At 65.4% G+C, this 14,415-nt stretch carries 14 protein-coding genes, 1 tRNA gene and 1 pseudogene; 9 read left to right on the forward strand and 7 right to left on the reverse strand.

Annotation, left to right across the window (positions count from 1 at the left end; all coding sequences use genetic code 11):
- Positions 1 to 6: 6 nt before the first annotated feature.
- The 6 genes from VZQ01_RS36110 to VZQ01_RS36135 all read left to right on the forward strand — a co-directional run bounded on the left by VZQ01_RS36110 (position 7) and on the right by VZQ01_RS36135 (position 3,737).
- Positions 7 to 789, forward strand: coding sequence for a NusA N-terminal domain-containing protein (locus VZQ01_RS36110; protein ID WP_426745923.1), 783 nt, complete (start codon positions 7 to 9; stop codon positions 787 to 789).
- A 231-nt stretch (positions 790 to 1,020) separates the two neighbouring features.
- The gene (locus tag VZQ01_RS36115) at positions 1,021 to 1,482 is read left to right on the forward strand and encodes a hypothetical protein (protein ID WP_426745924.1); all 462 of its coding nucleotides are present in this window, start codon (positions 1,021 to 1,023) and stop codon (positions 1,480 to 1,482) included.
- Positions 1,483 to 1,519: 37 nt separating this feature from the next.
- Entirely contained in the window at positions 1,520 to 1,906 is a 387-nt protein-coding gene (locus VZQ01_RS36120; RefSeq protein WP_426745925.1) for a hypothetical protein, read from the forward strand.
- Positions 1,907 to 2,181: 275 nt separating this feature from the next.
- The gene (locus VZQ01_RS36125) at positions 2,182 to 2,673 is read left to right on the forward strand and encodes a hypothetical protein (protein WP_426745926.1); all 492 of its coding nucleotides are present in this window, start codon (positions 2,182 to 2,184) and stop codon (positions 2,671 to 2,673) included.
- Positions 2,674 to 2,676: 3 nt separating this feature from the next.
- Positions 2,677 to 2,928, forward strand: a complete 252-nt coding sequence (locus tag VZQ01_RS36130) for a hypothetical protein (RefSeq protein ID WP_426745927.1) — start codon at positions 2,677 to 2,679, stop codon at positions 2,926 to 2,928.
- Positions 2,929 to 3,239: 311 nt separating this feature from the next.
- Positions 3,240 to 3,737, forward strand: a complete 498-nt coding sequence (locus tag VZQ01_RS36135; RefSeq protein WP_426745928.1) for an SUKH-3 domain-containing protein — start codon at positions 3,240 to 3,242, stop codon at positions 3,735 to 3,737.
- 18 nt (positions 3,738 to 3,755) lie between these two features.
- Here VZQ01_RS36135 and VZQ01_RS36140 read toward each other — a convergent pair.
- The 4 genes and pseudogenes from VZQ01_RS36140 to VZQ01_RS36155 form a co-directional block, all read right to left on the reverse strand.
- Positions 3,756 to 4,088: pseudogene (locus VZQ01_RS36140) on the reverse strand (transposase); the annotation flags it as partial.
- A gap of 263 nt (positions 4,089 to 4,351) precedes the next feature.
- Positions 4,352 to 5,707 carry a Kelch repeat-containing protein gene (locus VZQ01_RS36145; RefSeq protein ID WP_426745929.1) on the reverse strand — a complete coding sequence of 452 codons (1,356 nt, stop codon included), beginning with the start codon at positions 5,705 to 5,707 and terminating at the stop codon, positions 4,352 to 4,354.
- Between the two features lie 627 nt (positions 5,708 to 6,334).
- Positions 6,335 to 6,433 (reverse strand) — tRNA-Sec (locus VZQ01_RS36150).
- Between the two features lie 33 nt (positions 6,434 to 6,466).
- Entirely contained in the window at positions 6,467 to 7,105 is a 639-nt protein-coding gene (locus VZQ01_RS36155) for a TetR/AcrR family transcriptional regulator (protein ID WP_426745930.1), read from the reverse strand.
- A 105-nt stretch (positions 7,106 to 7,210) separates the two neighbouring features.
- Here VZQ01_RS36155 and VZQ01_RS36160 point away from each other — a divergent pair, with 105 nt between their 5' ends.
- Positions 7,211 to 8,215 carry an SDR family oxidoreductase gene (locus VZQ01_RS36160; RefSeq protein ID WP_426745931.1) on the forward strand — a complete coding sequence of 335 codons (1,005 nt, stop codon included), beginning with the start codon at positions 7,211 to 7,213 and terminating at the stop codon, positions 8,213 to 8,215.
- Here VZQ01_RS36160 and VZQ01_RS36165 read toward each other — a convergent pair.
- Positions 8,169 to 9,242 (reverse strand): metallopeptidase family protein, encoded by a 1,074-nt coding sequence (locus VZQ01_RS36165; RefSeq protein WP_426745932.1) that lies wholly within the window; start codon positions 9,240 to 9,242, stop codon positions 8,169 to 8,171. The genes VZQ01_RS36160 and VZQ01_RS36165 overlap by 47 nt on opposite strands.
- A 90-nt stretch (positions 9,243 to 9,332) precedes the next feature.
- Here VZQ01_RS36165 and VZQ01_RS36170 point away from each other — a divergent pair, with 90 nt between their 5' ends.
- Together VZQ01_RS36170 and groL are read left to right on the forward strand one after the other, a co-directional pair.
- The gene (locus VZQ01_RS36170; protein WP_074955215.1) at positions 9,333 to 9,689 is read left to right on the forward strand and encodes a response regulator; all 357 of its coding nucleotides are present in this window, start codon (positions 9,333 to 9,335) and stop codon (positions 9,687 to 9,689) included.
- Between the two features lie 168 nt (positions 9,690 to 9,857).
- Positions 9,858 to 11,501, forward strand: coding sequence for a chaperonin GroEL (gene groL, locus VZQ01_RS36175; protein WP_223785617.1), 1,644 nt, complete (start codon positions 9,858 to 9,860; stop codon positions 11,499 to 11,501).
- Between the two features lie 216 nt (positions 11,502 to 11,717).
- Here groL and sinM read toward each other — a convergent pair whose 3' ends face one another.
- Both sinM and sinK read right to left on the reverse strand, forming a co-directional pair.
- Positions 11,718 to 12,896: a signal integration modulator SinM gene (gene sinM / locus VZQ01_RS36180; protein WP_426745933.1), complete on the reverse strand. Its 1,179-nt coding sequence runs from the start codon at positions 12,894 to 12,896 to the stop codon at positions 11,718 to 11,720.
- A complete protein-coding gene (sinK, locus tag VZQ01_RS36185) occupies positions 12,893 to 14,404 on the reverse strand; it encodes a hybrid histidine protein kinase/response regulator SinK (RefSeq protein ID WP_426745934.1) in 1,512 nt (503 codons plus the stop codon). The genes sinM and sinK overlap by 4 nt, the downstream gene beginning before the upstream one ends.
- Positions 14,405 to 14,415 lie beyond the last annotated feature (11 nt).

Consider the following 14,415-nt stretch of genomic DNA (forward strand, 5'->3'; position numbering starts at 1 on the left):
CACGGCGTGACGTTCGATGCGAGCCAAGATGCGTGGACCGCACGTATCGAAGTGGATGGGCGGATTGTTTATGAGGAGGATTATGCGTTTGATGTTGATGCCGCCCTGGGACGTGAGGTCGCTCTTCTGAAAAACGGGTGGGGGGCTGAGAGAAATTTTCCTGAGCTCGACCTCGCTGGGGTATGTAGGCGAGTCGCCGAGCGACTGGGCATACTCCTTCGAACTGATAGTTGGCATCAGTGGGCGGCAAGTGTTGGTCTTTCCTCAGACGAGTTCTTGAGGCTGGTGGGAGCGAAGAGGGCAGGGGGGGCAGTGCCTAGCGCAGGGACGCAGGTGAGTCAGGCTCAGGTACTGGAGCAACTAATTCAGGAGAAAGGCATCAGCAGGGGCGCCGCCATCGCTGCTCTGGAGGAATTCATCTGCACTACAGCCCGGAAGCACTATGGCGAGGAGCGGCGGCTGGAGGCCCGGTATGAGCCGGAAAAGGGAGTTGTGGAGCTCTTTCAGCCTATGGTGATCGTGCGCCAGATCGCCGATGAGGCGGAGGCGCTGCATCAAATTCCCATCGATGAAGCGCGCAAGCACGGGCTGGAGGTGGACGTCGGAGAGGAGATCGTCTTCCAGGTGTTCTACCGTGAGGAGGATAGGGCCACAGCCCGTGCACAGGATTTGAGTTGGGGGCGGTTGCTGAATCTACGTACGGATGGGAACTTCATTGAGCCGCTGACTCCGGACGGCCTGCGGGAGGGTATCCTCAAGCATCTCGGTGATGCGCAAGGGAAGCGTTGACGCGGGTCGACCGGTTTGCCTACTTCTGCTGCCATATGCTTTCGCGAGGCGGAGCTTGCTTGCTGCGGGGGAGTGATGCCTCGGGCGAGTCTGGCTCCGATCCTGAGAGCAGATGAACTCTTGAAAATGTCGCGACCGGTTCTCATGTCTGCAGATGAGTCTGGCATGTCAAGCGGAGACAAGGAGTCCCCGTCGCGCCGCTTGACGTCGGCTGATCAACGGATAGCAGGCATGGATACATCCGGCTTCCCATCGCGCGAGGCGCTCAATGCCGCTGTGTCGGAAACAGCCGTATTGAGTCGGGGAGAATATCTCAATAGTTTCGCATATGGTCGTGGCATCCCCTGGCAGCTCTGGACCGGAAGTCTGACACGAAGAAGTACAGGCGAGTGGGCGTTCGGACGCGCTTTGACGAATGCTCTGGAGAATGCAAAGGCAATTTATTTCAATATCACCGGAATGGATTCTGCTTGTCCTCCCTCTGAGGCATATCGCCGGGGGAAAGCTGGTGTTATTTATGCTTTTACGCGGGACCGATTTGCTGGAAACATTGGCGAATGTGACAAATGCCGAACTCGCGACAATTATTCAGAATCCCGCTTCCTGGGGAAGACAATTTTCTATGAGAGCGGAAAGGCACTTCCAACAAAAGACGTGGTGCGTCGTGCTCTCGGTATTGAGATGTGTCCATAGTGAATAGTGGCTATGTGTCGCCGTCGCGGAGGGGCTGATGTGGCTGCTGCTGAGTGACAAAGAGCTGGTTTCGATGTATGTGCGAGAATTTATCGGTCGTGAGGCGCCAATGGGGATTGCTGGCCTGTTACGAAAGCTTCAGTTGCTATGTGTGGGGGTTGGTATCTATGTTAAGACCTCTCTCAATGATCTGTGCCTTACCCTGGCGTCGTCCGATGCTACTGGAGATGAGTCGGATAATGTTGTTGTGCTGGTTCGGGGTGGGCGACTCTCTGTTTCGTATTTTGAGGCCGGAAATCGAAATGCCGTGACAAGTCGCTCGTGTTCCGTCGGTGAGTTGAATGATATTGTGGAGGCTTATTTGCTGCGTTTGATTTTGACGAACGCCAGTTCGAATTCGGCCGGTGTGTTCGAAGGCGTCTGACCTTTTGTAGTGGAGTTGCTCGCCTGAAAGCGAGGGAGGAAAGGCCAGAGGTGGTTGGGGGGCGTTCCACATTCACGGCAGACCCTGCTCGGCGAGATACTTCCGCCTGAGCCTGGGGGCTGGCCCCTCCTGCCGTCCGGGTTGCATGCTCGTCGTCCGTCGGAAGAAATCCTCGACTTCGTGCAGACAGCGCCCGGAGTCCGGGGCCAGCTCCGATTCGTCCGCTCCTCGCCTCCGGGCAGTCGCCGCGGCTCGAATTGCCAGCGGGTGCCCCGGTGCGGACCGAACCGCTGATTACTCCTCCCCCCGTTGCACCCCACGCCTATCTACCCGCTGTCACTCCTGAACCTGCGGCAGCAAAGGAGCTAGATATTGCGCTCGGGAAAGGTGCCTACGACCTGCTCAACTTCGCGGAACTAACTGGCTCTCATAGCTACCATACGTGGCACGAGGTTGGCTTGGTCAAGCTGTCGGTAGGGGAAGCTCACTTTGGAGCACCGTTCTACGAGGCCGCCACGTCAGCACGGAGCATTCGCTTCAATCTTGAGGGCGTGAACATTGAGAGAGCATTGTCGTTTGAGTCCAAGCTTGCAGCCTCGAAGAATCCGGTTCTCAACAAGCCTATCGGGGGTGAGAGCCTGATAACCGAGTGGGAGTTGCGACAGGTGCTTGATAATTGCGGGTTGTTTGAGGAGGCGATCTTCTATTGGGGTGACAACGTTGTATTTCTGGCGCGGCACCAATGGGATTGGTGCCGAAATAGGTGAGTCATGGATATTGAGGATGAGCGCAGGTTTGCTTCTGAGAGAGTGGAGTTGTATCGCGCGCGGTATCGCCAGTTTGGTGATGTGTGTTTCCCTGTGCAGATTGCGCTGCGCTGGGAGCGGGCTCTTCGTGTAGAACCGGTTGATAAGATTGCCCTGAGGGAGATTTCTGGTGAGGCCAAGGGGCGGCAGAGGGAGTTTGATGTTGCTTTTTTTACATTCTGTAACCACATGAAGGCTGTGGTTGAGGGTGTTTAGCGTGATTCGCCCTATAGATAGTCGTTGATGGGCGTTCTCGATACGAACCACACGACGCGGAACTGCTTTGGCTGTTGTGCTGACCGCAAAAGTTCGGCGAGAACTGCCCTCTTCTTTAAGTCAATGTGCGCGAATTTCACTGCGGTATATGGTCTGAATTCGACACGGTGCCCCACCACGACTCTTCCACCTGGAGTTCCCGATACACTCGGGCCAAACGAGTTCATGAATAATTACGCCGTCCCCAATCATTGGGAAGCCAGGCTGGAAGCAGCTTTTCAAGCAACGCAAGGGGCTGGAAAGGCGAAGCAATGACAGGAGTGATCGAAAACCCTAGTGAAGATGTGATGGTGATCCTGCGAGCGGCGGGCTGGACACCGGAACGCGACGTCCCGGTTGATGACGCACGAACGGCTCTGTCGCGTGTGGGTATCACCATCCACCCTGCAGCCGAACGCGTTCTCAGGTCCCTCAGCGGGTTGACCCTATACTCCAAGGATAAGAGGCGGCTCCGGTTTGATGCGGAGTTCGCTCTTGATCAAATGGAGGTGGAGTTTCTGCCGTATGTCAGGCGGTTCTTCACGGAGTCAGTCTGTCCAATTGCGTTTGGAATCGACATGATTTACTTCGTGTCAGAGGATGGTAAGTGGATGGCACTGCATGACCAGTGGACTGTGTATTGCTTGCTTCCTGGATTGGACTCGGTGCTGAGGTTCTCTTTGTTCCTTGAGGATGGGCCAGGACAGATGATTGGGATCGTGGGCGACATGGTTCCGCCCGGGTATGGACCTATCCTCAGAGATGAGTGAGACACTCCGTGCGGGTGTGGAGCTGGCACGGTCCGGGAAGGCGCCGACGCCTCGGATGCGGCGCTTCACCTCACCGTGGAGACGTTCGAGGCTGTTGGTGCTGCGCAGGCGCTTCCAGTGAGCCTTGGGGAAGGCGAAGAAGCAGGTGGCGGCGGCGAAGCCCTGGCGCAGGCACTCCATGGCCTCCGGCACCTGCCGCCCCAATCCCTCCTGGAGGGTCTCAAGCCGCTTCCTGGCGTCTTGAAGAGAGGCGGCCTCGAAGACGGCCGACGTCTCTTTGCCCAGCCGTCCACGAAGCCTCCAAGGGGCCTTGGCGAGGACGTTGCGCGTCAGGTGCACCGTGCAGCGCTGCGGCGCTCACCGCCCCCGGGCCCACCATCCGCTTCACCATCTGCGCCTTGAATGCATCCGTGTACGGCACCGCGTCCTGCCTGCTCTCGCCCCCGGGGCGTGGTCAGCTCGGCACGTCAGCCGAGGCGACAACTTCCCTGACACAGGAGGCATCCCTCGAGCAAATCACGCCGGAGGATTGACTCAACCAAGCCTGCTGTCAGAAAGGGCTGCGCAGGCCCGCTGCGGCGAAGGTTGACGCGGCGAGGCTGCTCACCCGGCTCTCAGCACACCGAGTTGCACTGCGAATCGTCGTAGCACCCGCCACAGCACTCGACCTTGCCCGGCGGGCAGTTCAGAGTGCAAGGGCCACAGTCGACCGTCGTCGTGCCGCATGTATCCGCGGGCTGGATGCCACAGCGGCTTTGTAGCCAGCACAGATCGATCGGGGTGCACTCCGGCTTGCACTGATTTGTCATCCAGTCGCAGCTTTGCCCAATGGGACAGTTTGTCCCGCAATCGATGCTGCCGCCGCAGTTGTCGGAGATGAGATTGCACTGGCCTGCGCCACACGCCGTCTTGGCCACGCAGCCCGAGTAGAGTTCGGGCGCGAGTCGTGCCGGCGTTCCCCCATCGGTTGGCGCCGTCCATCCGCCGTTGACGAGCATGGGGTCCGAGGTTCCCACCAGGGTCGCCTGGACATCCCGGCGACCCTGGCCGAGCAGCGGCTCCGTGTACCAGTTGGCATTCGTGTTGTACCGCTCCACCGTCGTAATCGGCGTGCCCAGGGTGGGATGCACGCCGCCCACGATGCGCACGGCGCCATTGCCCAGCTTCACGGCCTGGTGCCCCTTTCGAGGCACGGTCGGGGCGGATACGTTGTTCCATACGTTGGTGTTTGGCAGATACTGGTAGCCAATGGGTGTTGCTCCCGCATTGTTCCAGGTGGCGCCCACCACCACCACGTCGACGTAGGATCTGGTACGCACGGTCGCAGTGTGGCCGGCCGAGATCGTCGACGGGCTGTCGGCTGTGCGCGCCCAGGTGTTGGTGCTGGGGTTGTACAGTTCATGCTCCTTGCGGTTGCCCAGCACCAGCACCCGCCCGTCCGGCAGCGGCGTGGCCGAGTGGCTGGAGTAGGCAAAGGACGGCGCCGCGGTCGCCGTCCACGTCCCGGTCGCTGGGTCGAAGATCTCGGCAGAAGCGAGCCCCTGTGTCGTGGTGGGGTTGACTCCTCCGACGACCAGTACCTTTCCATTGCCCAGCAGTGTCTGCGTATGCCGCGCCCGGGCCGTGCTCATCGCCGCGACGGTGGTCCACTGCCCGGAGGTGGGGTTGTAGAGTTCCGCGCTCGTCCAGTCGCCATTCGTGGTGATGCCGCCCGATACCAGTACGCGCCCATCCTGCAGGCGCGTGGCGGCGTGGTCGTAGCGGCCCACATTCAGCTGGCCCGTGGCCTGCCATGTCGTGTTCGGCGACGCATAGGTGAACACCTCCGCGTGTCGGGTGCCGCCCGTACTGCCATTCGTGGTGCCGCCCGCGAGCAGGACTCGGCCATCCGTGAGCGCCGTCTGGGTTGCACTCGTCCGCACCAGCACAGGAGTCTGCGGCGTGCTGAGCGAGGCCTGCTGTGTTGCCACCGCACGCTCGTCCGGAGGCGGGGTAGGGGCGGCCTTGGGAACTCCCTCCTTCGGCCCCTGGGTACACGCCACCGCCACGGCCGCGAGCAACGTCGCGACCACGGTCCCCCTAAAACTCTGCTGAAGCACGCAACCTCCCCATGCCCTGGCGAGCGCTACTGCCCCCGGGTGGCATCGCACAGGTGGTTGAAGCCTAGCAGAACATCCGATGGGCGAGCGTGATTGTTCCGGGACCTGCGCGGGCCCACTTTCCGCCTGTGCTTGGGTCGCTCGCACTAGGAGAGGACGGATGACGGAGTTGTCCCCGTCTCGGCTCGTGGTGGTGCGCAGGTGCGCGAGGTCCGAGCCCGCGCACGGATCGCTCAGCTCAAGCGAAGCGCTCCTCTCTCCGGCGAGCGCTGGATGGAGCAACTCGTGCTTCTGCTCCTCAGTGCCAACGTCGTTGAATGCAGAGCGTGGCGCGACGCTGGCCGGCTTGAAGGTTTTTAAGAGCGCGGCTGCGCGGGAGATGATGGGCGCGGTGCACGTGCGAGCACAGGAACGCGGGCGGCTTCCTTTGGCCCCAATCGAGCCCGGCGAAAGGGCGGGCTCCTGCTCGTGCGGTGGGGTTCCAAGTCTTCCGGGTGGTGGCGGTAGGACAGAGGAATCGAACCTCCCAGGGACATGTCTCCATGCCCCTCACCGGTTTTGAAGACCGGGCCGGCCACCAGGTCCGGAGGCCCTACCGCCTCCGATTAGTGCCGGCCACCCCCTCACCCGTCAACGCGCCCGTGCACCTCGCGCCGGCTTCAGCCCCGGCAGCCCGTGCACCAGCGTCTCCAGCAGCGTGTCCCGCAGCATCTCCGCCGTCGTCTCCTTGAACGCGGCGCACGTGAGCTTGAGGCTCACAATCCCGTGCAGCCCGGCCCACAGCATCTCCGCGAGCCTCGCGGGCTGGGCCTCCGGCGCCAGCCTCCCCGCGGTCTGTAGATCCACGAACACGCTCGCCAACAACCCGAATGAGCGCGGCCCCGCTCCATCCTGCGTGCCCTGGAAGAGCTCCGCCGACAGCTTGGGGTCTTCCATGAAGATGAGCCGGTAGGTCTCCGGATGCTCCAATCCGAACGCCACATAGGCCGCCGCCATCACCTTCAGCCGCGCCAACGGCTCGGGCTCCACCGCCGCGGGCTCCAACCTAGCCAGGAACTCCTCGAACCCCCGGATGCACAGTTCCCGGGCAATCGCCTCCCGGTTCTCGAAGTGCAGGTACAGCGTCGCCGGCGCGTACTCCACGGCGTCCGCCAGCTTGCGCATCGACAGCGCCGCGAACCCCTCCTTCACCACCATCTCTCGCGCCACCCGCAGGATGTGCTCCCGCAACTCCGCCCGCTGGCGCTCCTTCCGCTCCGAAATCCCCATACCCATCACCCTAGGACTTGACCTCCCGAACGACCACCATTAAATGAACGGCGTTCAGTGAACGGTGTTCACAAAATCTTCGCTGTTCGCGCAAGGGAGTCCGACATGGCAGGCAAGGTGGCGTTGTTCGGAGCGTCCGGAGTCATCGGCCAGAGCGTGGCCAACGCGTTGAAGGCCGAGGGACGGGCCTACCGGGTGGTCGGCCGCTCCAGGAGCTCACTCGAGTCCGAGTTCGGCGCGGACCCGCTCGCCGAAGTCGTCACTTGGAACCCGGATGACCCGGCCTCCGTCAGGGACGCCGCCCGGGGCGTGGACACCCTCATCTACATGGTGGGCGTCAATTACTGGCAGTTCCACCTGCATCCGCAGGTCATGCGAAAGACGCTCGACGGCGCCATCGCGGAGGGCGTCAAGCACGTGGTCCTCATCGGCACCGTCTATCCCTACGGCCTGCCTCGCACCGCGCCCGTGCGCGACGACCACCCGCGCGAGCCCAACTCCTTCAAGGGCCGCATGCGCAAGGAACAGGAGGACCTCCTCCTCGCCGAGCACGCCGCAGGCCGCATCCAGGCCACCATCCTCCGCCTGCCTGACTTCTACGGCCCCCACGTCGAGCGCAGCTTCCTCCACCGCGCCTTCGTCGCCGCCCTCGCCGGCAAGCGCGCCCAGCTCATCGGCCCCATCGACCGGCCCCACGAGTTCATCTTCGTCCCCGACGTGGGCCCCATCGTCCTCAAGCTCATGGACGAGCCCCGCGCCTACGGCCGCTCCTGGAACCTCGCCGGCGCCGGCGCCACCACCCAGCGACAGATGATCGAAGAGACGTACCGACAGCTCGGCCGCCCCGCCAAGGTCCTCACGATGGGGAAGGGGATGCTGCGCTTCATCGGCCTGTTCGACCCGTTCATGCGCGAGCTGGTGGAGATGCACTACCTGCTCACCACCCCCGTGCTCATGGACGACTCGGAGCTGCGCCACCTGCTCGGGGACCTCCCCAAGACGCCCTACGCCGAGGGCATCCGCCAGACGCTCGCCGCCATGAAGGCGCCGCGCTCGGCCACCGTCAGTCCAGCCCCCGTTGCCACAGGTCGTCCTCGTCCAACCCCATGAGGTGACCAACCTCGTGCATCACCGTGATTCCAATCTGCTCGATGAGCTCCTCGCGCGTCTTCGCGAAGCGCTCCAGGTTCTTCTGGTAGAGCACGATGGACGCGGTGAGGTGGTCGTACGCGCTCGTCACGCTGCGCTCGCCCACGGGCGTCCCACGGAACACGCCGAGGATGCTCGGTGACAGGGGAGGGTCCTGCCCCAACAGGTCCTCGTCCGACGGGATGTCCTCCACCGCGATGGTGACGTTGTCCAGGTACTGCTTGGCGTGCTGGGGCAGCGCCTTCACCGCGTCCTCCACCGCGCGGTCGAACTCCGCCTCGCCCAGCGCCACCGGGGGAGGGAACTCCTCGGGCACCAACGCCTGCGCCCGCGCGAAGCGCTTCTTCGCCTCCTTCTCGTCCCCGCGCCGCTCCGCCATCAGCCCCAGGTAGTGGTGCGCCCACGGCTCGTCCGGCATGTCCTTGAGCACCGCCTCGAAAGCGCCGCGCGCGTCGTCGAAGCGGCACAGCTCGAACAGGGCGATGCCCCGCTCCAGCCTCGCGTCCACCGAGCGCGGCATGTGCCCGAGCGCCGCGTCCAGGCTCACCAGGGCCTGCTCGCACTCGCCCATCTGGTTGAGCCCCATGCCCTCCAAGAGCAGGAACTCGTAGAGCATCTCCACGTCCTGCTCGCGCTGCGCCAGGCGCTTGCCCCGGGCGCACAGCTCCAGGCCCTCCTCCACCGCCTCGCGGTCCTCGCCCGCCCGGCACACCAGGCAGTCCGCGGCGCCCAGCAGGATTTCCAGGTCCTCGGGGGCGGCCTTCAGCGCCAGGCCGAAGGCGCGGCCGGCGTCCTCCAGGCGCCCCAGCTCCGTGAGGGCCGCGGCCCGGTAGTGCAGGGCCTCCGGCAGCTCCGGCGCGTCCGAAAGCAGACCCTCCACCTGTCCCAGGGCGCCCTCGAAATCGCCCGCCTCGAAGGCGTCCGCCACCGCCTCCAACCGCACCCTCGGGTCCCCCGACCCCGATGCCTTCCCGGTCCGCTTCTCCATGGCCCGGCTCATAAGAAGGCCCGCTGTGCGTTGTCAACGACAGGGGCGGCTGTTACGGTTCAGCGCCCTGTTGGTGCGGCATTCCGTCCTGTGAACATCCTTGTCGTCGACGACGATCTCGAGCTGTGCACCTTGCTCTCTCGCTTCCTGGAGATGCATGGGTACACCGTGTACTCGGCGTCCGACGCCCTCCAGGCGCTCGACATCATGGAGCGCAACGAGGTGGGCATGGTCATCACGGACTACATCATGCCCCACCTGGACGGCATCGCCTTCACGGAGATGCTCAAGGCCGACCCCCGGTTCCAGGCCATCCCGGTGCTCCTGATGACGGCCAGCACCGACGGCAACGTCACCGAGAAGGGGCTGCGCAAGGGCGTGGCCCTCACCCTCAACAAGCCCCTGGACATGGGTCAGCTCCTGACCCTGGTGCGCTTCGCCGAGTAGTCCCGGCCGCCCCTGTCCCCAGGACGCGGCGGGCCGTCCGCTCGCCCACACGTCCGCCCTTCTCGGTTGACATCGTTGCCCCGCCCCTTATGTTGGCGCTCGCCAGGGCCGAGTGCTAACGGCCTGCGTTGTACCCACAAAAATTCCAAGTAACTTCAGGAGGTTGCGATGGCAGCGAAGGAGATTTTCTTCCACCAGTCCGCCCGTGAGGCCATCCTGCGCGGCGTTCGTACGCTGGCGGATGCGGTCGCGGTGACGCTGGGTCCCAAGGGCCGCAACGTGGTCATCGAGAAGAGCTTCGGCTCGCCCACGGTCACCAAGGACGGCGTCACCGTCGCCAAGGAGATCGATCTCGAGAACAAGTTCGAGAACATGGGCGCGCAGATGGTGAAGGAGGTCGCGTCGAAGACCTCCGACAAGGCGGGCGACGGCACGACGACGGCGACGGTGCTCGCGCGCGCCATCTACGAGGAGGGCCTGAAGCTGGTGGCCGCGGGCCACAGCCCGATGGACCTCAAGCGCGGCATCGACAAGGCCGTCGAGGTGGTGGTGGAGGAGCTCAAGAAGATCTCCAAGCCCACGTCCGACAAGAAGGCCATTGCCCAGGTGGGCACCATCTCCGCGAACGGGGATGAGACCATCGGCACCATCATCGCGGACGCGATGGAGAAGGTGGGCAAGGAGGGCGTCATCACCGTCGAGGAGGCCAAGGGCCTCGAGACGACGCTCGACGTCGTGGAGGGCATGCAGTTCGACCGCGGCTACGTCTCGCCGTACTTCGTGACGAACCGCGAGCGCATGGAGGTCGTGGTCGACGACCCCTACATCCTCATCAGCGAGAAGAAGATCTCCTCGATGCAGGACATGATTCCCATCCTCGAGCAGGTCGCGCGCTCCGGCAAGCCCCTGCTCATCATCGCGGACGACATCGAGGGCGAGGCGCTGGCCACGCTCGTGGTGAACAAGATCCGCGGCGTGCTGAACGTGGCGGCGGTGAAGGCGCCGGGCTTCGGTGACCGTCGCAAGGAGATGCTCAAGGACATCGCCACGCTGACGGGCGGCATGGTGGTGAGCGAGGAGCTGGGTCACAAGTACGAGAACCTGGAGCTCAAGGACCTGGGCCGCGCCAAGCGCATCACGGTGGACAAGGACAACACCACCATCGTCGACGGCAACGGCAAGAAGGAGGAGATCGAGGGTCGCATCAAGCTCATCCGCGGGCAGATCGAGGCCGTGACGAGCGACTACGACCGCGAGAAGCTCCAGGAGCGCCTGGCGAAGCTGGTGGGCGGCGTGGCCGTCATCAACGTCGGCGCGGCGACCGAAGTGGAGATGAAGGAGAAGAAGGCCCGCGTCGAGGACGCGCTGCACGCGACCCGGGCGGCCGTCGAGGAGGGCATCGTCCCGGGCGGCGGCGTGGCGTACCTGCGCACGCTGGCGGCGCTGGAGGCGCTCAAGCCGGGCGGTGAGCAGAACTTCGGCGTGGAGATCATCCGCCGCGCGCTCCAGGAGCCGCTGCGGAAGATCGCCAGCAACGCGGGCGTCGAGGGCGCCGTGGTCATCAACAAGGTGCGCGAGGGCAAGGGCGCGTTCGGCTACAACGCCCGCACGGACACCTACGAGGACCTGGAGAAGGCCGGCGTCATCGACCCGACGAAGGTGGAGCGCACCGCGCTGCAGAACGCCGCCTCCGTCGCCTCGCTGCTCTTGACCACCGAGGCCATGGTGGCCGAGCGTCCGAAGGGCAAGTCCAAGGCCGGCGGCGCCGGCGGCGGCATGCCGGACTACGGCGGCGACGACATGGAGTACTGAGCCACGCTCCGCGCCCCGGGCTCCACGCTCGGGGGCGCGGTGGGTGAGCCGACCTCGGCCCCGGTTGCCTCGTGTGAGGCACCGGGGCCGTTGTCTTTGGGTGGGGCAGGGGGCGTGCGTCCAGGTGCCCACGGGCTCACGATGAGGGCGGGGCCGACGCGCGTCAGTGCACGAGGCCCGCCGCGCCTCGGCGGCGGATGGGAGCGCCTGTACGTGTCAGGGCACTCGGCCGACCGCGCCCCCGGTGCTGCTCTCCTGCGAGGTGAAGAGCAGCGTGTCTCCGTCCACGATGAGTCCACCGGGGCCCGTGCCCACGGGGCCCACGGAATCCGTGGTGTTCGCCGGGCATCCGCGCACCCGGCGCAGGAAGCCCACGTCACCGGCCACGGACTCCTTGAAGTACACGGCGCCGTGCAGCTCGACGGGGAAGAGGGGACCCTGCAGTCCGTCCGCGAGCACGCGTGCCTCGCCACCAACTCTCGGCAGCGCGAGGACACGACCCGTGCCGCCGCCTCCCTCGGTGATGAGGAAGCGCGTGGGCGTCAGCTCCAGCGAAGTGCCCGAGGTGATGCTCGCATTCACGCGCTCTGCTGGAGTCTCCAGGTCCAACGGGACGCGGTAGAGACCCGGCTCCGTGTTCCCCGTCACGAGGAACCACACGTCCGTGCCGTCGATGCGCGCACCACGGACCTGGGTGCCGGCGGGGCCCTCGTAGAGCACCAGTGACGAGGAGGCGCTCCCCGTCGCATCCACCCGCACGAGCCGCCGTGCTCCGGTCGCCACCACGACGTAGTCACGCCCGGCCAACCGTCCGAGGTGGACGTCCGTCCCGCTGGAGATGACATCCGGCACCGAGGCCTCGATGGGCACCGTGCCGCGCGCGCCCGTGGCCTTGTCCACGCGCCACAGTCCCGTCTGGTCCAACACGAAGAGGAACTGCGCGTTCACGGCGATGGCGTTGGGGGCAATGAAGCCCTTCGCCACCGTCGCCACATCGCCTCCCGACCTGGGGACCCGGAGGATCTGCCCGTTGCCCTCTGTCTGGCTCGGACGCAGCGAGTGCGACTCGGAGATGTAGATGTCGGTCGCGTCCACCGCGAGCCTGCGCGGATTGTTCAGCCCGGGGACGAGCAGGGATTCACGCACCGAGGCAGGGGGCTCGCAGCTCCCCGCGTCCTCCTCGCCAGAGCCCGCATCCGGCGAGCCGGTGCCGCCGTCTCCCGTCGAGCCGCCGTCATCGGCGCCCGTTCCACCATCGTCGTCGGAACCCGCATCGCTTCCCGCATCCGAGCCCGAGTCCACGGGCCCGCTCGCGTCCGGTTCGCCCTGCACCGGGGGCTTGTCCGAGGAACACGCCACACCCAGCAACAGGACGGACAGGAGCGCGAGTCTCATGGGTCGCCTTTCTTGAACGCGCGGCTCAGCTCACGGCTGAGCGCCGTGGTGTCGGACAACAGCTTCGGCAGGCACGCCGCCGCCCCCGCGCGCAGCGACTCCAGCGCCGTCTCCATCGTCAGGTGCTCGGCGAGGACCACGAAGGGCGCGCCCTGCGCCAGCGCCTTGCCCAGCTCCAGCGCCTTGCGCCCATACGCCGGCGAGAAGTCCCAGCTCACCACCACGCCCGCGGGCTGCTCCAACGCGATGAGCTCCGACGTGGGAAGGATGCGCGCCTCCAGCCCCACCAACTCCAGCGCCTCGGCGATCTGCGCCGCCGTGGCGGGGTTGTCCTCGAGCACGTCCACCCGCTTCACCTGCGTCGCCGCGCCAGGCTGGGCCGGGGGCGCCGCGAGCGTCGCGCGAAGCAGGTTGCGCACCTCGCGGATGTCGTCGAAGGGCTTGAGCAGGTAGTCCACCACGCCCAGCTCCAGCGCCTGCTGCGTCGTCACGAGCGACGGATAGCCCGTCATCAGAATCACCCGCGACGTCGCGGACAGCCGCCGCGCCTGCTGCGCCAGCTCCAGTCCGGACAGGCCCGGCAGGTTCTTGTCCGTGACGATGAGGTCCACCGGCGCCTCGCGCAGCAGGTCCAGCGCCTCCTCGCCGCTCGCGGCCTCGATGACCTCGCACTCCTTGCTCATCAAGTCCCGGAACACCATGCGGATGATGGTCTCGTCATCCACCACCAACAGCCGCTTGCGCCGCCCGGGCGCCGACTCCGTCGCGGGGAAGAGCACCCGGAACACCGTCGCCGGCGGCGGCACGTCCCGAATCGCCCCCTGCGGCGCCAGGTCGATGCGCGCGTGGTGCTCCTGCGCGATGCGCCGACACACCGACAACCCCAGCCCCGTGCCCCGCTTGCTGGCGGTGACGTACGGCTCGAAGATGCGCTCCTTGAGCTCGTCGGGGATGCCCGGGCCCCAGTCCGCCACGTACAGCACCGGCGCCGAGCCCTCGCGCGTGAGCACCACCTTCACCCGCCCGCGCCCCGACATTGCGTCGCGCGCGTTGTTGAGCAGGTTCAGCGTGAGCTGCTCGATGAGCCGCGCGTTGCCCTGCGCGAAGATGTCCTCGGGCGCCTCGACCTCCAGCGAGATTCGCGCCGAGTCCGGGTTGACGCTGAAGAGCCTCGCGGCTGCCCAGATGGGCGCGGCCAGCGACAGACGCTGCTGCGGCGCGGGCCGCTCGCTCGCCAGGCGGATGTAGTCGGAGACGATCTGCTCCATCCGCTCCACCTGCGACATGAGCAGCCGCAAGGGGCCCGTGGGGCCACGGTCCTCGGCGAGCAGCTGGGCATACGCCTTCACGCCGAGCAGTGGCTGCCGCAACTCGTGCAGCACCTCGGCGGCGAGCTGGGTGGAGTGGAGTCCCGAGCGCTGGAAGGCCGCCGCGGCCGCGCGCGCGGCTGGCAGGTCCCCCGCATCCAGGGCCTGGAGCAGTTGGGCGAGCGGCGCGGGTATCTCCATGTGAGGAGCAT

Source organism: Myxococcus faecalis, assembly GCF_050039385.1.
Lineage (GTDB): Bacteria > Myxococcota > Myxococcia > Myxococcales > Myxococcaceae > Myxococcus > Myxococcus fulvus.

Coding starts and splice junctions, on each gene's coding strand:
- sinM (WP_426745933.1), bottom strand. CDS start 12,896: ATGAGACTCGCGCTCCTGTCCGTCCTGTTGCTGGGTGTGGCGTGTTCC.
- VZQ01_RS36115 (WP_426745924.1), top strand. CDS start 1,021: ATGGATACATCCGGCTTCCCATCGCGCGAGGCGCTCAATGCCGCTGTG.
- VZQ01_RS36165 (WP_426745932.1), bottom strand. CDS start 9,242: ATGGAGAAGCGGACCGGGAAGGCATCGGGGTCGGGGGACCCGAGGGTG.
- VZQ01_RS36160 (WP_426745931.1), top strand. CDS start 7,211: ATGGCAGGCAAGGTGGCGTTGTTCGGAGCGTCCGGAGTCATCGGCCAG.
- VZQ01_RS36130 (WP_426745927.1), top strand. CDS start 2,677: ATGGATATTGAGGATGAGCGCAGGTTTGCTTCTGAGAGAGTGGAGTTG.
- sinK (WP_426745934.1), bottom strand. CDS start 14,404: ATGGAGATACCCGCGCCGCTCGCCCAACTGCTCCAGGCCCTGGATGCG.
- groL (WP_223785617.1), top strand. CDS start 9,858: ATGGCAGCGAAGGAGATTTTCTTCCACCAGTCCGCCCGTGAGGCCATC.
- VZQ01_RS36120 (WP_426745925.1), top strand. CDS start 1,520: ATGTGGCTGCTGCTGAGTGACAAAGAGCTGGTTTCGATGTATGTGCGA.
- VZQ01_RS36135 (WP_426745928.1), top strand. CDS start 3,240: ATGACAGGAGTGATCGAAAACCCTAGTGAAGATGTGATGGTGATCCTG.
- VZQ01_RS36155 (WP_426745930.1), bottom strand. CDS start 7,105: ATGGGGATTTCGGAGCGGAAGGAGCGCCAGCGGGCGGAGTTGCGGGAG.